This is a genomic window from Stenotrophomonas daejeonensis (assembly GCF_001431505.1).
Taxonomy (GTDB): domain Bacteria; phylum Pseudomonadota; class Gammaproteobacteria; order Xanthomonadales; family Xanthomonadaceae; genus Stenotrophomonas; species Stenotrophomonas daejeonensis.
In genome coordinates this window covers 1-19345 of record NZ_LDJP01000002.1, presented here as the reverse complement: position 1 = coordinate 19345, position 19345 = coordinate 1, and the positions used below count along the sequence as shown (strand labels likewise).

General features: G+C 66.8%; 13 protein-coding genes and 1 pseudogene. 8 read left to right on the top strand and 6 right to left on the bottom strand.

The window, feature by feature from the left end; all coding sequences use genetic code 11:
- Window positions 1–231: 231 nt before the first annotated feature.
- The 6 genes from ABB34_RS00195 to rpmH all read right to left on the bottom strand — a co-directional run bounded on the left by ABB34_RS00195 (window position 232) and on the right by rpmH (window position 8635).
- Window positions 232–1848, bottom strand: a complete 1617-nt coding sequence (locus ABB34_RS00195; protein ID WP_057639224.1) for an ABC-F family ATP-binding cassette domain-containing protein — start codon at window positions 1846–1848, stop codon at window positions 232–234.
- Between the two features lie 183 nt (window positions 1849–2031).
- Entirely contained in the window at window positions 2032–3381 is a 1350-nt protein-coding gene (gene mnmE / locus ABB34_RS00190; RefSeq protein WP_057639223.1) for a tRNA uridine-5-carboxymethylaminomethyl(34) synthesis GTPase MnmE, read from the bottom strand.
- A 2-nt stretch (window positions 3382–3383) separates the two neighbouring features.
- Entirely contained in the window at window positions 3384–6059 is a 2676-nt protein-coding gene (locus ABB34_RS00185; RefSeq protein WP_057639222.1) for a polysaccharide deacetylase family protein, read from the bottom strand.
- 223 nt (window positions 6060–6282) lie between these two features.
- Window positions 6283–7998: a membrane protein insertase YidC gene (gene yidC / locus ABB34_RS00180; protein ID WP_057639221.1), complete on the bottom strand. Its 1716-nt coding sequence runs from the start codon at window positions 7996–7998 to the stop codon at window positions 6283–6285.
- The gene (rnpA, locus tag ABB34_RS00175) at window positions 7998–8456 is read right to left on the bottom strand and encodes a ribonuclease P protein component (RefSeq protein ID WP_057639226.1); all 459 of its coding nucleotides are present in this window, start codon (window positions 8454–8456) and stop codon (window positions 7998–8000) included. The genes yidC and rnpA overlap by 1 nt, the downstream gene beginning before the upstream one ends.
- Window positions 8457–8494: 38 nt before the next feature.
- Window positions 8495–8635 carry a 50S ribosomal protein L34 gene (rpmH, locus tag ABB34_RS00170; protein WP_006404565.1) on the bottom strand — a complete coding sequence of 47 codons (141 nt, stop codon included), beginning with the start codon at window positions 8633–8635 and terminating at the stop codon, window positions 8495–8497.
- Window positions 8636–8887: 252 nt separating this feature from the next.
- Here rpmH and dnaA point away from each other — a divergent pair, with 252 nt between their 5' ends.
- The 8 genes and pseudogenes from dnaA to ABB34_RS00130 form a co-directional block, all read left to right on the top strand.
- Complete coding sequence (dnaA, locus tag ABB34_RS00165) at window positions 8888–10213, top strand: chromosomal replication initiator protein DnaA (protein ID WP_057639220.1); 1326 nt, start codon at window positions 8888–8890, stop codon at window positions 10211–10213.
- A 319-nt stretch (window positions 10214–10532) separates the two neighbouring features.
- Window positions 10533–11633: a DNA polymerase III subunit beta gene (dnaN, locus tag ABB34_RS00160; RefSeq protein ID WP_057639219.1), complete on the top strand. Its 1101-nt coding sequence runs from the start codon at window positions 10533–10535 to the stop codon at window positions 11631–11633.
- Between the two features lie 461 nt (window positions 11634–12094).
- Window positions 12095–13195 (top strand): DNA replication/repair protein RecF, encoded by a 1101-nt coding sequence (gene recF / locus ABB34_RS00155; RefSeq protein WP_057639218.1) that lies wholly within the window; start codon window positions 12095–12097, stop codon window positions 13193–13195.
- A gap of 109 nt (window positions 13196–13304) precedes the next feature.
- Window positions 13305–15764: a DNA topoisomerase (ATP-hydrolyzing) subunit B gene (gyrB, locus tag ABB34_RS00150; RefSeq protein WP_057639217.1), complete on the top strand. Its 2460-nt coding sequence runs from the start codon at window positions 13305–13307 to the stop codon at window positions 15762–15764.
- Between the two features lie 151 nt (window positions 15765–15915).
- Window positions 15916–16758, top strand: coding sequence for a CPBP family intramembrane glutamic endopeptidase (locus tag ABB34_RS00145; protein ID WP_057639216.1), 843 nt, complete (start codon window positions 15916–15918; stop codon window positions 16756–16758).
- 85 nt (window positions 16759–16843) lie between these two features.
- The gene (locus ABB34_RS00140) at window positions 16844–17650 is read left to right on the top strand and encodes a M48 family metallopeptidase (protein WP_057639215.1); all 807 of its coding nucleotides are present in this window, start codon (window positions 16844–16846) and stop codon (window positions 17648–17650) included.
- Between the two features lie 152 nt (window positions 17651–17802).
- On the top strand, window positions 17803–18999 hold the full coding sequence (locus ABB34_RS00135) for a tetratricopeptide repeat protein (protein ID WP_057639214.1): 1197 nt from the start codon (window positions 17803–17805) through the stop codon (window positions 18997–18999).
- A gap of 147 nt (window positions 19000–19146) precedes the next feature.
- Window positions 19147–19345 (top strand): annotated as a pseudogene (locus tag ABB34_RS00130) (energy transducer TonB); the annotation flags it as partial.

Sequence of the window (19345 nt, the reverse complement as noted above, 5' to 3'; positions counted from 1 at the left end):
TTCAGTAACGCGCCCGCTGGGCCGCCATCCGGGCGCGCTCACCGCTGGCCGAAACCTACCGATGGCTGGTGGAGGCTGGCAAACCCAAAAAACTCGCCGTCACCGCCTGCATGCGCAAGTACCTCACCATGCTCAACGCCATGCAGCGCGACAACCTGCCTTGGTACCCAAAAGGAAGCTCTGCATGAAATGACAGTTGACTCCTACGGACGCTTTCGGCCGGCGTGGAGGTCAGGATGGCAGCCTGCGCCATCCATTGGCCGCGGCATGCAGCCTGCCGGTGATGCCGATGCCATGCAGGAACGCCTCGTCGTGGGCGGCCACCAGCAACGTGCCCGGCCAGTCGCGCAGCATCGCCTCCAATGCCTGCATCGCCTCCAGGTCGAGGTGGTTGGCCGGCTCGTCCAGCAGTAGCAGTTGTGCCGACGGCTGCGCGTACAGGGCGCAGGCCAGTGCCAGCTTCATGCGCTCGCCGCCGCTGAGGGTTTCCACCGGCTGCCGCACGCGCTCCGCATCCAGGCCCAGCAAGGCCAGCCGGGTGCGCAACTCCGCCTCGGCCATCGACGGGTTGGCATGGAGCAGTTGCGCCATCGCCGTCGCCCGTGGCACGGGCAATGCCAGATGCTGGTCCAGCCACGCATGCGGCGCGCTCGTTTCCACCGTGCCATGCAGCGGCTGCAGGCGGCCGGCCAGCACCTTGAGCAGCACCGACTTGCCGCTGCCGTTGCGGCCGGTCAGCGCCAGCCGCTCGCCCCGGCGCAGCAGCAGGTCGATCGCGGCCAACGGCCCTTCGACGAACGGCAACGCCACCTTGTCCAGTCGCGCGATGCGCTCGGGCGCGGCCGCGGTGAACGCGGCCGGCAGCAGCACCACGGGCGCCGGGTCATCGACCTGCGCGGCCGCCAACCGCACCTGTTCATCCAACTGTTCGCGCTGCGCCTGCTGCTGCAGGTGCGCCTTGCCGGCGCTGGCCTGCGCCCGCTGCTTCTGCCCGCCGAGCAGGATCGGCGCCTGGTTGCTGTCCGCGGCCTGCCGGTTGCCGCGGGCGCTACGGCGTTCGAGTCTTTCCCGCTGCTCGCGCAGCAATTGTTCGCCCCGCCTGCGTTCGTGGCGGCTCTGTTGCAGGGTACGTGTCGCCAGCGCCTTTTCCTCCGCACGGCGGGCGGCGTGGAATTCGTAGTTGCCGCCGTGGCTGCGCAGGCCAAGCGGGGACAATTCGACGATGCGCTGCATGTCACCAAGTAATTCGCGGTCATGGCTGACCACCAGCAGGCCGCGCGGCCAGCGCCGCAGCTGCTCGCGCAACAGCCGGCGACCTTGCGCGTCGAGGTGGTTGCTGGGTTCGTCGAGGATCAGGAAATCGGCTTCGGACAGGAAGGCACCGGCCAGCGCCACGCGCATGCGCTGGCCGCCGCTGAGCTGGCAGGCTGGTGTGTCGGCTGATACGCCCCTCAGCTCCATTTGCTCCAGCTCGGCCTGCAACTGCGCGCGCAGCTGCCAACGCTCGTCCAGCGTTTCAAAGTCGGCAACGTCGCTGCTGCCCGCCTCGATGCGTTGCAACGCGGCCAACGCCTCACCCATGCCTGCGAGGTCGGCGACGCTGTCGGTGGGCGAGGCATCGACCTGCTGCGGCAGGTATGCCGCCGGCCCCGAACGCAGGCAGCGCCCGTGCGTGGGTTGCAGGTGGCCGGCCAGCAACCGTGCCAGCACGCTCTTGCCCGCGCCGTTGCGCCCGACCAGACCGGTGGGCCGCGCGTCGAAGGTTTCGTTCAAGTCGGAGAACAGCAGTTCGCCATCGGGCAACTGCCAGCAGACGCTTTCGAGCGTCAGAAACGGCGTCGTGGTCATTGCATTCCATTCATGCCCGGATCACCCGGCTGCCATCGGGCAGCGGGACTTCGCAGGGCCGCAGCAGCTGCGGCGGGCATCAATGGCGCATTGGACCGGACTCCTTCATGGAACAAGACCGCCATTGCGGCGGCGGGCAAAGACTAACCGGCGGTGGATGAATGGTTCAATGCCGGCGGGAAGTTATTTGCCGATGCAGAAGCTGGAAAAAATGCGGCCCAGCAGGTCGTCGGCGGTCATGCGGCCGGTGATTTCGCCGAGGGCGTCGTGGGCGAGGCGCAGTTCCTCGGCGGCCAGTTCCAGTTGGTCGTGATGCAGTTGCGCGGCGGCAGTTTCAAGATGTTCGCTGGCGCGGATGATGGCCTGCACATGGCGTAGGCGCGCGGAGAATTCGCCTTGCTGGCCTTCGCCGGCCCCGTGGCCGGCGATCTCGCGCAGGCGGGTGTGCAGGTGTTCCAAGCCCTGCCCGCTGGCGGCGGAAATGGCGAGGGTGTCTTCGCCCAGTGATTGCGGCCACTGCGGCAGCAGGTCGCATTTGTTGAGTACCCATAGTTGCCGCGCCGCTTGCGTGGCGGTATCGCCGATGGCCTGCTTTCCGGCTTCCGGGTCACGTGCGTCGAGCACGACGATGGCCAGATCGGCCCGCTGCATTTCCTCGCGGGCGCGGCGCATGCCTTCGCGCTCGATGGCGTCGCCGCCTTCGCGCAGGCCGGCGGTATCGACCAGTTCCAGTTCAAGGCCGTCGATGCGGATGGTTTCGCGCAGGGTGTCGCGGGTGGTGCCGGCGATGTCGGTGACGATGGCACGCTCGCTGCCGGCCAGTGCGTTGAGCAGCGAACTCTTGCCGGCATTGGGTGGGCCGATCAGTACGGCGTGCAGGCCGTCGCGCAGCTTGCGGCCGCGTTCGGCGTCGAGGCGCAATTGTTCGAGCGACGTCCGAGCCTGCTCGACACCGGCACGCACCTGCGCGCCACCCAGCGTGTCCAGCGGTTCGTCGGCGAAGTCGATGGCCGCCTCGACGTGGATGCGCAGCCGCACCAGCTGCTCGGCCACGTCCTCCACCCGGCGCGAGAACACGCCGTCGAGCGAGCGCCGGGCGGCGCGGGCGGCACGCACGTCGCCGGCGGCGATCAGGTCGGCGATGGCTTCGGCCTGCGCAAGATCGAGCTTGCCGTTGAGAAAGGCGCGCTCGCTGAACTCGCCGGCACGCGCCTGCCGCGCACCCAGTTCGATGCAACGCGCCAGCAGTTGCCGCAGCACCACCGGGCTGCCGTGGCCTTGCAGTTCCACCACGTCCTCGCCGGTGAAGCTGCGCGGGCCGGGGAAATACAGGGCGATGCCGTCGTCGATCACTTCGCCTTGCGCATCGCGGAAGCGCGCGTAATGCGCGTGGCGTGGTCGCAATTCCGGGCAGCCAAGCGCACGCGCGATGTTTGCCGACGCCGGGCCGGAAACGCGCAGCATGCCGACGCCTCCGGCCGCCGCGCCGCTGGCGATGGCCACGATGGTGTCACTGTCGGAAATGGCGTTCATGCCTACAGCTTCTGCAACTGCGCGCGCGCCTGGTTGGCGCCGCTGCCTTGCGGTTGCAGTTCCAGATAGGTGGCGTAGGCCTGCTTCGCCCTGGCCTTGTCGCCGCCGTGCAGGTAGGCGTCGCCGAGGTTGAGGTAGGCCACCGCGCGCGAGGGGTCGATCTTCAGCGTGTTCTCCAGCCAGCGCGCCGCTTCGGTATAACGCTGCTGGCGGTAATAGACGAAGCCGAGGTTGTTGGCAGCCTGGGCGAAATCCGGGCGCAGTTTCAGCGCTTCGGTGAACTGCGCCACCGCTTCGTCATAGCGCTTTTCGCGGTACAGCTGCAGGCCGCGGTCGTTGGCCTGCTGCGCGCGCTGGCGGTCGGAGGTGGGCACCGCGGCCGGCACCACCAGCGTGTTGCTGCCGCCCTGCAGGTTGGCCACCTTCACCGCGGCCTCGTTGCCGCCCTGCGCTGCATCGACGCGGCTGTTGAGCGCGATGGCGTCGGCCGACAGCTGGGTGGTGTCGGCGTTGAGGAATTCCTGGCTGTCGGGCACCTGGAATACGAACTCGCCGCCCTGCGAACCGGGCAGGCTGCCGAACGCCGGCGTCTGCCGCGATACCGCCGACACCGCCGGGGCGACGTAGGCGGCCAGCTCGGTGCCGGTGATCAACCCGTCGCCATTGAGGTCGCCCTTGCCGGACAGCGCCTGCAGCAGCACCCAGGTGAACACCGAGTGGCCGTTGGGGCCGCTGTCGGCGACCTGCTGGTCGGCGCCGCCGGCGGTGAGCATCTGCCGCGCGGTGCGGCGCGCGTTCTCGCGCAGGAACGACGACGAGGACGGGCCGCCGCGGGTCAGGCCCAGGCCGCTGTAGCAGGCGTCCATCACGAACAGCACGTGCTTGGCCTGCAGGCTCTCGGCGATGTTCTGCACGTCGGTCATGGCGATGGCGTCGGTGGCGAATTCCTGGGGGTCCGAATCCACCGGGATGATGTAGCCCAGGTCGCGCCCGGAGGCCAGCTGGCGGGTGGCGCCATGCCCGGCGAAGAACACGAACACGCGATCGTTCTTCTGCGTGCGGCCATCGGACAACCGGTCGTGGAACGCGGCCAGGATGTTGTTGCGGGTGGCCTCGCGGTTCTTCAGCACGATCACCTGCGAGGACGGGAAGCCGAACTGGCCGGTCAGGGTGTCGGCGATGGCCTGCGCGTCGCGGCTGGCGTATTCGAGCTTCGGCCACTTCGCGTAGTCGTCGATGCCGATGACGATGGCCCACGACTTCTCGTAGCCGGTGGTGACGGTGGCCGCGTTGCCGGCTTCGCGTCGCGCGCGGCTGACGGAGAAGTCGCGGCCGTTCCAGCCGGCGAACTGGTAGCCGTCGGCGATCAGCCGGTCCAGGATCTGCGGCAGCGCCTTCACCGCGCGGTCGTGGATGTCATGGAACAGGATGATGCCGCGCTGTTCCTTCTCCACCTGCGCCAGCACGCGCTGGACGATGGATTCGGGCACCGGGTCGGCCCAGTCCATCGAGTCGATGTTCCACATGATCGACTTCAACCCGGCCTCGTTCAGCAGCTGCAGCCCTTCGGCGTTGCGCGCGCCATAGGGAAAGCGGAACAGCGGCGCGCGCTTGTCGCCCACCTGGCGCAGCAGCACGTCGGTATCCAGCACCTGCTGGCGCAGAGCGTCGCCGCTGGTGCGCGAGAGCTGGGCGTGGGTAAGGCTGTGGTTGCCCACCGCGTAGCCGTCGGCCATCAGCTGGCGGCTGATGCCGGCCATCGGCCCGAGCTTGACCTTGCCGTCGGCGGCCACCGCACCGAGGTTGCGGCCGACCTCGAAGAACACGCCGGGCACGTCGTAGCGCTTGAGGATGGCGACGATCTCGTCGGTGTGCGCCTTGTGCGGGCCGTCGTCGAAGGTCAGCACCACGGTCTTGCGCGGCAGCGCGCGGCCGAAGAGCTCGCGCTCGCTGTCCTTCATCGACATCGGGTACGGCTCGATCACGCCGAAATCGCGCAGGATCGCTTCGCGGTCGTGGTGCTTGCGCAGGTGGGCGACGTAGTCGTCCCACTTCTCGCGTTTCAGCGCGATGGCGCGGGTGCGCTCGAAGCGGCTGAAGATGCGGGTGATCTCCTGGTTGTAGTTGCGCTCGATCTCGTCCAGCGCGTCGAGGTCTTCACCGATGCGCTGGTGCAGCTTCACCGCCGGCAACGAGGAATCGGCGCCGATGCGTTCGTGCAGGTCGCGCAGCACCTCGCGGAAGGCGAGGCGGTCGGCGTCAAACAGTTCCGGCGCCGATTCGATGTAGTCCAGCACCGCGCCAAGGGCGGCGAAGCGCTGCGGGCTGGTATCGCGCAGCAACGCGTCGAACTGGCCGGCGATGGCCTGGCGCCGTTCCAGCCCGTCATGGAACAGCTGCTGGCCGATGCGGCTGGAGGTGGCGCGGTCGCGCGCGGATTGCGCGTCCTCGTCGGCCAGCAGCACGATGATGCGGCGGTAGTCGTCGAGTTGTTCCTGCAGGGCACCCAGGATTGGGGCGGCATCGGCGGTATTGCCCCGGGTTTCCGCGAGGGCGGCGGCGGTCGTGGCGGCCACCGGTTCCGCCGTGCCGGTCTTGTCGCCGCAACCGGTCAGCACCAAGGGCGGCAACAGGAACAGCGACAGCAGGAAGTGGCGCAAATCGGAAGGACGGGACATGGAGAGGGCTTGAGCGTGAAGGCGGCGGGATCGGACGATTCTAAATACTGTGACAGGCTTTACCCGGCCCGCTGGCAATCTCCATCGTGCCACCCGCCGCGCACTTCCGTAGGTCGGGGCTACGCCCCCGACGTGCTTTGTGCTTGGATGCGGAGAGCGTCGGGGACGTAGCCCCGACCTACGACCGATGCAGAAAGCCCGCCTTGCGGCGGGCTTTCGCGGATCAGGGGGTTTCGGCCTTGGCCGGCGACGGATGCATGCCGTGCTTCTTGGTCATCCACCACTGCTGGGCCAGGCTCAGGCCGCCGTTGACCACCCAGTACAGCACCAGGCCGGACGGCATGAAGGCCATCATCACGCCGAACACCAACGGCATGAACTGCATCATCTTCTGCTGCATCGGGTCCATGCCCGGCGCCGGCGTCAGCTTCTGCGTGAACCACATGATGGCGACGTTGATCACCGGCAGGATGAAGTACGGGTCGCGCGCGGTCAGGTCCTGGATCCAGCCCAGCCACGGCGCCTGACGCAGCTCCACCGACTCCACCAGCACCCAGTACAGGGCGAAGAAGATCGGCATCTGGATCAGCAACGGCAGGCAGCCGCCCAGCGGATTGATCTTCTCCTTCTTGTACAGCTCCATCATCGCGGTCTGGAACTTCTGCTTGTCGTCGCCGTAGCGTTCCTTCAGCTGGGCGATGCGCGGCTGGAACTTGCGCATCTTGGCCTGCGACTTGTACTGCGCGTTGGCCAGCGGGAACAGCGCCAGCTTCAGCAGCAGCACCAGGCCGATGATCGCCCAGCCCCAGTTGCCGACCAGCTTGTGCACGTGGTTCATCACCCAGAACAGGCCCTGGCCGATGATCGCCATCAGCGAGAAGCGGCTGTAGTCCACCACGCGGTCCAGGCCCTTCACGTCTTCCCGGGCGATCTGGTTGACCAGCTTGGGGCCGACCCACAGCCGTGCCTGGGTGCTGACCTTCTGGCCCGGGGCGACGGTGAAGCCGGGGCCGCGCGTTTCGATCACGTTGCGCGGGCCGTTCTGCGAGAGCAGGTACAGCGAGGCCTGGTCGGCCTGCGGGATCCAGGCGGTGAAGAAGTGGTGCTGCAGCATCGCCACCCAGCCGCCGCTGACGGTCTGGTTGAGGTTGCCGTCCTCCAGGTAGTCCTTGAACGCGCGGCGCTGGTAGCCGTCGGCCGGGCTGAACCAGGTGGCGCCGTTGAAGCTGAAGGAATCCGGGTTGGTCATGCCGCGGGTGAGGATGGTCGGCACGCGGTCGAGCTTGCGGAACACGTAGCCCTGCCACGGCGCGCCGCCGGCGTTGACCACTTCGTCGCGCACGCCGATGGCGTAGTCGCCGCGCTTGAAGGTATAGGTGCGCTGGATGCTGACGCCGTCCGGTCCGTTCCAGACGAACGGCACCTTCAGCTCGTCCTGGCCCTCGGCCAGGACGTAGTCGCGCTGGGCCTGCGCCGGCTGGAAGCCGTTGGCGCCCGGCGCGGCCGAACCACCCTGCCCGACCCAGCCGCTGGTCGCGCTGTAGGGGTGGGCCTTGTCCTCGGTGAGCAGCCGCACCGGCGGGCTGCCGGCGGCCTTGGTCTGCGGGAACTGCAGCAGCTCGGCGTCGAGCACGCTGCGGCCGTCGAGCACCAGCTTCAGCACGTCGGTGGCGACGCTGACGCGCGGCGCGCCGGAGGCGGCTTCCATCGCCGGTGCCGGTGCCGGCGCGGCGGCCTCGGCCTGGCCCGGCACCGTGGCCTGTGGCACGTTGCCGGCCGCTGGCGGCGCCAGGTCGGCATCGTCGGACGCCGGCACCGCCGGCTGGGCAGCGACGACGCTGGCCGGGTCGGGCGCGTTCTTCTCGCGGCTCCACTCCATCCCCAGCAGCACGACCACCATCAGCCAGGCGAAAATCAGGAATACACGGGTCTGGTTCATCAGCAGGCAGGCTCGGCTGGACCGGGCGGGTTGCCCGACGCGTTCAGGGAAGAGGGTTCGGCGCGCTTGCGCGGCGGCATTGTGCCGTCCGCACCCGTCGCCGGCAATGCGCCGGCACGGCGCAGCAGGCGGATGAACGCCTCACGGATCTGGGGATTGCCGGCGGTTTTGGCCGCCGTACGGGCGACCACGACGTAGTCGCCGCCGGCCAATTCGGGCCGGAGATGGCGCATGGCGTCACGCAGCACGCGCTTGATGCGGTTGCGCCCCACCGCCCGCACGTCGACCTTCCTGGACACGGCCAAGCCCAGCCGGGCGGGAGTATCCGCTTTCAGCCAGTGCAAGGTCATCAAGGGGTCGGACACACGGCGGGCGCCGTTGAAGACCGAACTGTATTCGGCACGCGTACGAACCCGCGCAGAGCGAGGAAATCGCTTGCGCGGGTTGTCGGTGTTCACGATCACTATTGCGGCTGCCGCCAGGTGCGGCATCGCAATCAGGCGCTGAGGACTTTGCGGCCCTTGGCGCGGCGACGCGACAGGATCTTGCGGCCGTCGGCGGTTTTCATGCGCGCGCGGAAACCGTGGTCGCGCTTGCGCTTGAGGTTGCTGGGTTGGAACGTGCGCTTGGTGGCCATCGGGGCACCTGTATCCATGGGGCGGAAAGAACCGGCGATTCTATAGGGCCGGCGGAGGATGGGTCAAGCCCGCGACACCCCCATCCGAACCGCGCGCCCTGCGGCGTTGTGGATGGATCTGTGAACAAAGCCGGGACAAGCATTCCCGCCCCCGTCCGGCAATGGTAGTCTGCCGCATCCCGATTTCCCTTTCCCGGCTCGCGGCTGGGCAGCCTCGTGCGCCCTGCCGACAAGCCTTCGATGACTATTCTGATGGATGCCTGGCCCCGTTGCATCGAACGCCTCGAAGCGGAATTCCCGCCGGAAGACGTCCACACCTGGTTGAAGCCACTGCAGGCCGACCACCGCGTCGACAGCATGGTGCTGTATGCGCCCAACGCCTTCATCGTCGAGCAGGTGCGCGAGCGCTACCTGCCGCGCATCCGCGAGCTGCTGAGCCATTTCGCCGGCGTCGCCGAGGTGCAGCTGGAGATCGGTTCGCGCCCGCGCGTGGCCGAACCGACGCCGGCCGCGGTTGCCGGCCCGGCCGCGCCAACGGCACCGGTGGTGCCGTTCAACGGCAACCTGGATTCGCACTACACCTTCGCCAACTTCGTCGAGGGCCGCAGCAACCAGCTCGGCCTGGCCGCCGCGTTCCAAGCCGCGGCCAAGCCCGGCGACCGCGCCCACAACCCGCTGCTGCTGTACGGCGGCACCGGGCTGGGCAAGACCCACCTGATGCTGGCCGCGGGCAACGCGATGCGCCAGGCCAACCCGGCCGCGCGCGTGCTGTACCTGCGCTCGGAGCAGTTCTTCAGCGCGATGATCCGCGCCCTGCAGGAAAAGGCGATGGACCAGTTCAAGCGCCAGTTCCAGCAGGTGGACGCGCTGCTGATCGACGACATCCAGTTCTTCGCCGGCAAGGACCGCACCCAGGAGGAGTTCTTCCACACCTTCAACGCGCTGTTCGACGGCAAGCAGCAGATCATCCTGACCTGCGACCGCTATCCGCGCGAGGTCGAGGGACTGGAAGCACGGCTGAAGTCGCGGCTGGCCTGGGGCCTGTCGGTGGCAATCGAGCCACCGGACTTCGAGACCCGCGCCGCCATCGTGCTGGCCAAGGCCCGCGAACGCGGCGCCGAGATTCCCGACGACGTCGCCTACCTGATCGCCAAGAAGATGCGCAGCAACGTGCGCGATCTGGAAGGCGCGCTCAACACGCTGGCCGCGCGCGCCAACTTCACCGGCCGCGCCATCACCACCGAGTTCGCCCAGGAAACCCTGCGCGACCTGCTGCGCGCGCAGCAGCAGGCGATCAGCATCCCCAATATCCAGAAGACCGTGGCCGACTACTACGGCCTGCAGATCAAGGACCTGCTGTCCAAGCGCCGCACCCGTTCGCTGGCCCGGCCGCGGCAGGTGGCGATGGCGCTGACCAAGGAGCTGACCGAGCACAGCCTGCCGGAGATCGGCGACGCCTTCGCCGGCCGCGACCACACCACCGTCCTGCACGCCTGCCGCCAGATCCGCACCTTGATGGAAACCGACGGCAAGCTCCGCGAGGACTGGGACAAGCTGATCCGCAAGTTGAGCGAGTGAGTCATCGGGAAAGCGGAAGGGACAGGTGGGAAGGCCCGGGAATGATGCATCGGCACCGCGCAGGCGTCATCGCACAAAACGGTGCATGATTCGGGGGCAGACGCTTGAGAATCTGTGGATAAAATTGCGCCTTGCAGCGGGGCGAAAACCATCCACAGCTTTTCCCACCGCTCCGGTACCAGTAATGCAGAGGGTTTCGAGGCAATTAAACCCTTTTAAAACATATACTTAGGTGTGTTTTGAACCAAATCTGGCTCTACCAGCACCACCAGGCTTTTGATTTATCCCATATCTTCAAAGCATAGGGGCACGAAACCACATGCGTTTCACATTGCAGCGCGAAGCCTTCCTCAAGCCGTTGGCACAGGTCGTCAACGTGGTCGAACGCCGCCAGACCCTGCCGGTTCTGGCCAATTTCCTGGTCCAGGTCCAAGGCGGCCAGCTGTCGCTGACCGGCACCGACCTGGAAGTGGAAATGGTCTCCCGCATCGCCGTGGAGGATGCGCAGGACGGCGAAACCACGATCCCGGCACGCAAGCTGTTCGAGATCATCCGTGCCCTGCCCGATGGCAGCCGCATCACCGTGTCGCAGACCGGCGAGAAGATCACCGTACAGGCCGGGCGCAGCCGCTTCACCTTGGCGACGCTGCCAGCCAACGACTTCCCGTCGGTCGATGAAGTCGAGGCCACCGAACGCGTGGTGGTACCAGAATCGGCGTTGAAGGAACTGATCGAGCGCACCGCCTTCGCGATGGCGCAGCAGGACGTGCGCTATTACCTCAATGGCTTGTTGTTCGACCTGCGCGACCAGCTGCTGCGCTGCGTGGCCACCGACGGCCACCGCCTGGCGCTGTGCGAAACCGAGCTGGAGAACAGCACCGGTTCCAAGCGCCAGATCATCGTGCCGCGCAAGGGCGTGACCGAGCTGCAGCGCCTGCTGGAAGGCGGCGACCGCGCGGTGGAACTGGAAGTGGGCCGCAGTCACGTGCGGGTGAAACGCGACGATGTCACCTTCACCTCCAAGCTGATCGATGGCCGCTTCCCGGATTACGAAGCGGTGATCCCGATCGGGGCCGACCGCGAGGTGAAGGTCGACCGCGAGAGCCTGCGTGCCTCGCTGCAGCGTGCGGCGATCCTGTCCAACGAGAAGTACCGCGGCGTGCGTGTGGAAGTGAGCCCGGGCCAGTTGAAGATCAGCGCCCACAACCCGGAGCAGGAAGAAGCGCAGGAAGAGATCGAGGCCGAAACCGAGGTCAGCGACCTGGCCATCGGCTTCAACGTGAACTACCTGCTCGATGCCCTGTCGGCGCTACGCGACGAGCATGTGGTCATCCAGCTGCGCGATTCCAATTCGTCGGCGCTGGTGCGTGAAGCCAGCAGCGAGAAGTCGCGTCATGTGGTGATGCCGCTGCGGCTCTGACTCGGTTCCACGTGGAACATGGAGAAGCCCGGCATTGCCGGGCTTTTTCGTGGGCAGGGCACACGAAATGCGAAATGGCGATTGGATTGCCCGGTCAATATCCGGGATGCCCGGCAATGCTTCAAATCTGGGAATAAATCAAAAGCCTGATGATGCTGGTAGGCGCAGATTTCAGGGAAAACCAAGCCATGTATCTGTTTTCATTGGCTTTTGTTGCCTCGAAACCCCGTTGAAAAACCGGGTATATGCGTGTGGATAAGCATGGACAAGTCCCCGGTGCCCGGAAACGCCGAACTTTATCCACAGTTCGTCCAGAACGTTGCCACCGCTTGTTCCCGTCCTGCCCGGCGTCCTGCAGGGGAGCATCGGCATACCCCGACAGGACTGTCGCCGGCCATGCGAGGGAATGCTTTAAGCTGCCCGCCTGCCCGCCACGGCGGTGCGTCCTGCTTCGAGCGTCAATGCATATCGTCCGTATCGCCCTGAATCGAGTCCGCCGTTTCGACGCGGTGGAACTGGCGCCACGCCCGGGGATCAACCTGATTACAGGCGCCAACGGTGCGGGCAAGACCAGCCTGCTCGAAGCCCTGCACCTGATGGCCTATGGCCGCAGCTTCCGTGGCCGGGTCCGCGATGGACTGGTGCAGAAAGGGGCTGAAGCACTGGATGTTTTCGTCGAATGGCAGGAACGGGGCGCCCCCGGTTCGCCGGAGCGGGTCCGCCGTGCCGGCCTGCGCCATGCCGGCCAAGCCTGGAAAGGACGGCTGGATGGCGAGGACGTCGGCCAACTGGGCAGCCTGTGCGCGGCCTTGGCGGTGGTGACCTTCGAGCCGGGCAGCCATGCGCTGGTCAGTGGTGGCAGCGAGCCCCGCCGTCGCTTCGTCGATTGGGGCTTGTTCCACGTGGAACCTGATTTCCTTCCCCTGTGGCGCCGCTATACCCGCGCCCTGAAGCAGCGCAATGCCCTGCTCAAGGCCGGTGCCGCGCCGCGGCAGCTCGATGCGTGGGATCACGAACTGGCAGAAGCCGGCGTGCCGCTGACTTCGCGCCGCCAGCATTACCTGGAACGCCTGCAGGAACGCGCCATCGCCATCGCCGCGGATCTGGCGCCGGGCCTGCAATTGCAGGGGCTGGAACTGCAACCGGGCTGGCGCCGGCACGAAATGTCGCTGGCCGATGCGCTGCTGCTGTCCCGCGACCGCGACCGTGCCATCGGCCATACCTCGGTGGGTCCGCACCGAGCCGACTGGAACGTCGATTACGCCGAAATCCCCGGCCGCGAGGCCCTGTCCCGCGGCCAGGCCAAGCTGACCGCGCTGGCCTGCCTGCTGGCGCAGGCGGATGACTATGCCAACCAACGCGGCGAATGGCCGGTGATCGCGCTGGACGATCTTGGCGCGGAGCTGGACCGCCAGCACCAGCAGCGGGTGATCCGGCGTCTGGCGACCACGCCGGCGCAGGTCTTCATCACCGCTACCGAACTACCCACCGCGCTGGAAGAAGAACTGCGAGCGGCGAGTGTGTTCCACGTGGAACATGGCGCCATCCAGCCCGCCGAATGAGCCCGGACGGCGGCAAACGGCCCGGCTGGTATAATTTTGGCGCAATCCCCTCTTTCCCACGCCCCGGCCTGAAAACCGGGACGTGACCCGTGGAGCAACGGCAAGCGCGATGAGCGAAGAACAGAACACCCCGGTCAGCAACGGCAATTACGACGCCAACAGCATCACCGCACTGGAAGGCCTGGAGGCGGTCCGCAAGCGTCCCGGCATGTACATCGGCGATGTCCACGATGGCACCGGCCTGCACCACATGGTGTTCGAGGTGGTCGACAACTCCATCGACGAAGCCCTGGCCGGCCATGCCGACAACGTGGAAGTCCGCATCCATGCCGATGGCTCGGTTTCGGTGTCCGACAACGGCCGCGGCATCCCGGTGGGCAAACACGCGCAGATGAGCGCCAAGCTCGGCCGCGAGGTGTCCGCCGCCGAGGTGGTGATGACCGTGCTGCATGCCGGCGGCAAGTTCGACGACAACAGCTACAAGGTCTCCGGCGGCCTGCACGGCGTCGGCGTCAGCGTGGTCAACGCCCTGTCGCAGAAGCTGCTGCTGGATATCTACCAGGGCGGGTTCCACTACCAGCAGGAATTCAGCAACGGCGCCGCGCTCGGCCCGCTGCAGCAGCTGGAAAGCACCACCAAGCGCGGTACCACCGTGCGCTTCTGGCCGTCGGTGAAGGCATTCAACGACAACGTCGAATTCCACTACGAGATCCTGGCACGGCGCCTGCGCGAGCTTTCGTTCCTGAACTCGGGCGTCAAGATCATCCTCGCCGACGAGCGCGGCGAAGGCCGCCGCGACGATTTCCACTACGAAGGCGGCATCAAGAGCTTCGTCGAGCATCTGGCCCAGGTGAAGACGCCGCTGCACCCGAACGTGATCTCGGTGACCGGCGAGTCCAACGGCATCACCGTGGAAGTGGCGCTGCAGTGGACCGACTCCTACCAGGAAACGATGTACTGCTTCACCAACAACATCCCGCAGAAGGACGGCGGTACCCACCTGGCCGGCTTCCGCGGCGCGTTGACCCGCGTGCTCAACAACTACATCGAGCAGAACGGCATCGCCAAGCAGGCCAAGATCAACCTGACCGGCGACGACATGCGCGAAGGCATGATCGCGGTGCTGTCGGTGAAGGTGCCGGACCCGAGCTTCTCCAGCCAGACCAAGGAAAAGCTGGTCAGCTCGGACGTGCGCCCGGCCGTGGAAAGCGCTTTCGGCGCCCGCCTGGAGGAATTCCTGCAGGAAAACCCGAACGAAGCCAAGGCCATCGCCGGCAAGATCGTCGACGCCGCCCGCGCCCGCGAGGCCGCGCGCAAGGCCCGCGACCTCACCCGCCGCAAGGGCGCGCTGGACATCGCCGGCCTGCCCGGCAAGCTGGCCGACTGCCAGGAGAAGGACCCGGCGCTGTCCGAACTGTTCATCGTCGAGGGCGACTCGGCCGGCGGCTCGGCCAAGCAGGGCCGCAACCGCAAGAACCAAGCGGTGCTGCCGCTGCGCGGCAAGATCCTCAACGTCGAGCGCGCGCGCTTCGACCGCATGCTGGCCTCCGACCAGGTCGGCACGCTGATCACCGCGCTGGGTACCGGCATCGGCCGCGACGAGTACAACCCGGACAAGCTGCGCTACCACAAGATCATCATCATGACCGACGCCGACGTCGACGGCGCGCACATCCGCACCCTGCTGCTGACCTTCTTCTACCGGCAGATGCCGGAGCTGATCGAGCGCGGCCACGTCTTCATCGGCCTGCCGCCGCTGTACAAGATCAAGCAGGGCAAGACCGAGCTGTACCTGAAGGACGACCCGGCGCTGGACGCCTACCTGGCCAACAGCGCGGTGGAAAACGCCGCGCTGGTGCCGGCCGCGGGCGAACCGCCGATCGAGGGCGTGGCGCTGGAAAAGCTGCTGATGACCTACGCCGCCGCGCAGGACGCCATCGACCGCAATGCCCACCGCTACGACCGCAGCCTGCTCGAAGCGCTGGTCGATTTCACCCCGATGGACCTGGAGCACCTGCGCAGTGCCGCCGCCGGGGAAGGTCTGGACGCGCTGGCCAGCCGCCTGAACCAGGGCAGCCTCGGCACCCCGCGCTTCACCCTGACCCTGCAGGAACCGAACGAACAGCGCCCGGCCGCGGTGCTGGTCACCCGCCGCCACATGGGCGAGGAGCACATCCAGGTGCTGCCGCTGGCCGCGTTCGAATCCGGCGAACTGCGCCCGCTGCACCAGGCCTCGCAGCTGCTGCATGGGCTGATCCGCGAGGGCGCCACCATCAACCGCGGCAACCGCTCGGCCGGGGTCACCGGCTTCGCCCAGGCGCAGGCATGGTTGATGGAGGAAGCCAAGAAGGGCCGCCAGATCCAGCGCTTCAAGGGCCTGGGCGAAATGAACCCCGAGCAGCTGTGGGACACCACCGTGAACCCCGATACCCGCCGCCTGCTGCAGGTGCGGATCGAGGACGCGGTGGAGGCCGACCAGATCTTCAGCACCCTGATGGGCGACGTGGTCGAACCGCGCCGCGACTTCATCGAGGACAACGCGCTGAAGGTGATGAACCTGGATATCTGACACAATCGGCCGGTCAAGGCGGGCGCCTGCATCCTGCGGCGCCCGTTTTCATGGTGCACATCCCTGTGCGCCACCCTTCGGGCGGTTTTGCCGTGAGGATGGCTCTCCTGCCGTTCTTCGTGTCCGCCCGCCGCCACTGCACAGGTTTGCGATGTCCGCTCCCCCGTCGGTCCCGATCCCCACCCCGCTCCCGCCTGCCGCCACACCACGCCCGGCTTCACCGCTGGCCGCTTTCTGGCTGGACCTGCTGATCGCCGCGGCGACCCTGTTCGGCCTGAGCCTGTTGTGCGGCCTGGCCTGGGGCATGTGGCGCGGCATCCAGGTCGGCATCGAGGCCGCGCGCAGCGGCGCCGGCGCCCCCGCGGCGCAGGAAGTGGCCAAGCTGATGGGCACCCCTGGCGCCCTCGCGCAGCTGCTGATGGCGCTTGTTTCCACCGGTGGCGCCGCCCTGCTGCTGTATTTCTGGCGCCGCCGCGCCGCGGCGGCCGAGCGGACCGCCTCCGGGCAGGCCGCGCGGCGGGTTTCCACCTGGGGCTGGACCCTGCTGGTGGCGGCCTGCGTGTTTGCCGGCAGCAGCCTGATCGCCTGGATCGGCAAGCAGCTCGGCATCGAGCCGGCCCCGACCAACCTGCCGTTGATGGAACAGGCAGTGGCGCATTACCCGTTGTTCCTGGTCGCCTTCGCGGTGTTCCTGGCGCCGGCCTACGAGGAACTGCTGTTCCGGCGGGTGCTGTTCGGGCGCCTGTGGGCCGCCGGCCGGCCGTGGCTGGGCATGGTGCTGAGCAGCGCCGCGTTCGCATTGATCCACGAAATCCCCGGCACCAGTGGCAATGGCCCGGCGGAAATCCTGCAGCTGTGGCTGGTCTATGGCGGCATGGGCGCCGCCTTCGCGTGGCTGTACCGCAGGACCGGTACCTTGTGGGCCGCGGTGGCCGCGCATGCGCTGAACAACGCCATCGCGTTGGCGGCACTGGTGTTTTTCGGCCTGCAATGAACACGTGTTCCGGCGCGGTGGCTGAAATCACGGAAATTTAAGCCGGCCCTTCGCACACTGCAGCCATGACAAGGGGGGAATGGCAATGAAATCCGCATTGTCCGGCGTCGTCATCGTGCTGATGCTGGCGGCCTGCGCGACCACCACCTCGCCCACCGGCCGCCGCCAGATCGTGGGCGGCGTGTCGCAGCAGCAGCTGGACCAGCTCGGCGCGCAGGCCTTCGCCGAAACCAAGGCCAAGCAGACCCTGAGCCGCGACGGCAAGCAGAACGCTTACGTGCAGTGCGTGGTCAACGCGCTGGTGGCTGAACTGCCACAACAGTACCGTGGCGTACGTTGGGAGACCGCACTGTTCGTCGAAAGCGAGCCCAACGCCTTCGCCTTGCCCGGCGGCAAGGTTGGCGTCAACACCGGCATCTTCAGCGTGGCGAAGAACCAGGACCAGCTGGCGGCAGTACTCGGCCATGAAATCGGCCACGTGATCTCGCGCCATCACGAAGAACGCCTGACCCGCCAGCAGGGCACCCAGGTTGGCCTCGGCATCCTCGGGGCATTGGCCGGCGCCGCTTATGGCGATACCGCGGCCAGTGCGGTGAACCAGTTCGGCAGCATCGGTGCGCAGGGGGTGATCCTGCTGCCCAACTCCCGTACCCAGGAAAGCGAGGCCGACGTGGTCGGCCAGCGGCTGATGGCGCAGGCTGGTTTCGACCCGGCGCAGGCGGTGGAGTTGTGGCAGAACATGATGGCCGCCGCCGGTGCGCGCCCGCCGCAATGGCTTTCCACCCATCCGGACCCGGCCAACCGCATCCGCGAGCTGCAGCGCGACGTTCCGGCCCTGCAGCCCGTGTACCGGCAGGCGCGGCAAGCCGGGCGGACACCGCGTTGCGGATGACCGGCGGGCATGCCGTTCAGCTGCCGGACAGTGATGCACTACAGCATCACAAGTGATTTCTCCATCAAAATTTTTCTGTTACGTTTGGCGGCTCCGTTTTTCCAGACCGTCCGTTCCCTGCACCGCCCCGGCGGTTTCAAAGAGGTGACCCCATGATTTCGCGCAGCCACAAGCAAGCCCTGCTCTCCGTCCTCGTCGCGACCGTGCTCGGTGGCGTGGTGGTTGCCGATGCCGTCGCCCAATCACGTTCGGCCGACCGCTCGGGCGAGCGCCGCAACCGCGGCTCGAACAAGCCCGAGGTGCTGTACCCGGAAGCGACCCGCGAAGAGCCCAAGGCCAAGTCCTCCTCGAAGATGGGCGGCAAGCTGCAGAAGCTGTTCTCCGCCTACAACAAGCAGGAGTTCGAGGAAACCCGCACGCTGGCCGACGAAATCATCGCCAATGCCACCGCCAACGACTACGACAAGGCCGTGGCCAACCAGCTCGCCTCGCAGGCCGCTTACAACCTCGACGACAACGCCGGCGCCAAGCAGTACCTGCAGCAGGCCATCACCCTCAACCAGCTGGACAACAACGGCCACTACCAGGCGCTGCTGATGCTGGCCCAGCTGCAGTTGCAGGACGAGCAGTACGACGAAGGCCTGGCCAACCTGGACAAGTACTTCGCCGAGTCCAAGTCGAACAAGCCCGAGGAACTGGTGATCAAGGGCCAGGCCCTGTACCAGACCGAGAAATACGCCGAGGCGATCCCGGTGCTGAAGGCCGCCATCGCCGCTTCGAGCGAACCCAAGGACAGCTGGAACCAGCTGCTGATGGCCTCCTACGCCGAAGCCGGCCAGACCGCCGAAGCGGTCAAGGAAGCCGAGGCGCTCGTCGCCAGGAACCCGGCGGACAAGAAGAGCCAGATCAACCTCGCCAGCATGTACATGCAGGCCGACCAGATGGACAAGGCCGCGGCGGTGATGGACCAGCTGCGCGCGGCCGGGCAACTCACCGAGGAGCGCGAGTACAAGCAGCTGTACTCGATCTACGCCAACACCGAGAACAAGGAAAAGGACGTCATCGCGGTAATCAACGAGGGCCTGGGCAAGGGCATCCTCAAGCCGGACTACAACGTCTACCTGGCGCTGGCACAGTCCTATTACTACAGCGACCAGGTCCCGCAGGCGATCGAGGCGTGGCAGAAGGCGGCCCCGCTTTCCAGCAACGGCGAGACCTACCTGAACCTGGCACGCGTGCTGCATGCCGAAGGACGCATCCCCGAAGCCAAGCAGGCTGCCCGCGACGCCTTGGCCAAGGGGGGGCTGAAGAATCCGGCGGACGCGAACAAGATCATCAATCTGAAGTAAGCACGAATAACGCCTGAACAGCTGCATACGTGATGCGCAGCCGCTCAGGATTGGTATAAGCTTGGAGGTTCCTGCGGTGTCATGCACCGCTGAATCAGGGGGTGCCGGAACAGTGGTGCCTCGACCCCACTAACGAGTTCTTGGCGCATGACGGAACAACTGGTTTTCCACCACAGGTATGACGGCGAGAAGGAAACAGGCCTGAGCTGGCCCCGGATCGTCGGCATCGCCTTCGTAATCGCACTCCATCTGGCAGCCCTGATGATGCTCCTGATCCCCGCCGTGGCCCCGAAGGCCGCCGCGGAAAAGGAACGCAACGTCATGGTCACGCTGGTCGACGCTCCGC

What these genes read in the sequence shown, in the direction of transcription:
- ABB34_RS00140 (WP_057639215.1), top strand. Translation starts at nt 16,844, where the DNA reads ATGAAATCCGCATTGTCCGGCGTCGTCATCGTGCTGATGCTGGCGGCC.
- ABB34_RS00195 (WP_057639224.1), bottom strand. Translation starts at nt 1,848, where the DNA reads ATGACCACGACGCCGTTTCTGACGCTCGAAAGCGTCTGCTGGCAGTTG.
- ABB34_RS00185 (WP_057639222.1), bottom strand. Translation starts at nt 6,059, where the DNA reads ATGTCCCGTCCTTCCGATTTGCGCCACTTCCTGCTGTCGCTGTTCCTG.
- gyrB (WP_057639217.1), top strand. Translation starts at nt 13,305, where the DNA reads ATGAGCGAAGAACAGAACACCCCGGTCAGCAACGGCAATTACGACGCC.
- ABB34_RS00145 (WP_057639216.1), top strand. Translation starts at nt 15,916, where the DNA reads ATGTCCGCTCCCCCGTCGGTCCCGATCCCCACCCCGCTCCCGCCTGCC.
- recF (WP_057639218.1), top strand. Translation starts at nt 12,095, where the DNA reads ATGCATATCGTCCGTATCGCCCTGAATCGAGTCCGCCGTTTCGACGCG.
- rpmH (WP_006404565.1), bottom strand. Translation starts at nt 8,635, where the DNA reads ATGGCCACCAAGCGCACGTTCCAACCCAGCAACCTCAAGCGCAAGCGC.
- dnaN (WP_057639219.1), top strand. Translation starts at nt 10,533, where the DNA reads ATGCGTTTCACATTGCAGCGCGAAGCCTTCCTCAAGCCGTTGGCACAG.
- ABB34_RS00135 (WP_057639214.1), top strand. Translation starts at nt 17,803, where the DNA reads ATGATTTCGCGCAGCCACAAGCAAGCCCTGCTCTCCGTCCTCGTCGCG.
- yidC (WP_057639221.1), bottom strand. Translation starts at nt 7,998, where the DNA reads ATGAACCAGACCCGTGTATTCCTGATTTTCGCCTGGCTGATGGTGGTC.
- dnaA (WP_057639220.1), top strand. Translation starts at nt 8,888, where the DNA reads ATGGATGCCTGGCCCCGTTGCATCGAACGCCTCGAAGCGGAATTCCCG.
- mnmE (WP_057639223.1), bottom strand. Translation starts at nt 3,381, where the DNA reads ATGAACGCCATTTCCGACAGTGACACCATCGTGGCCATCGCCAGCGGC.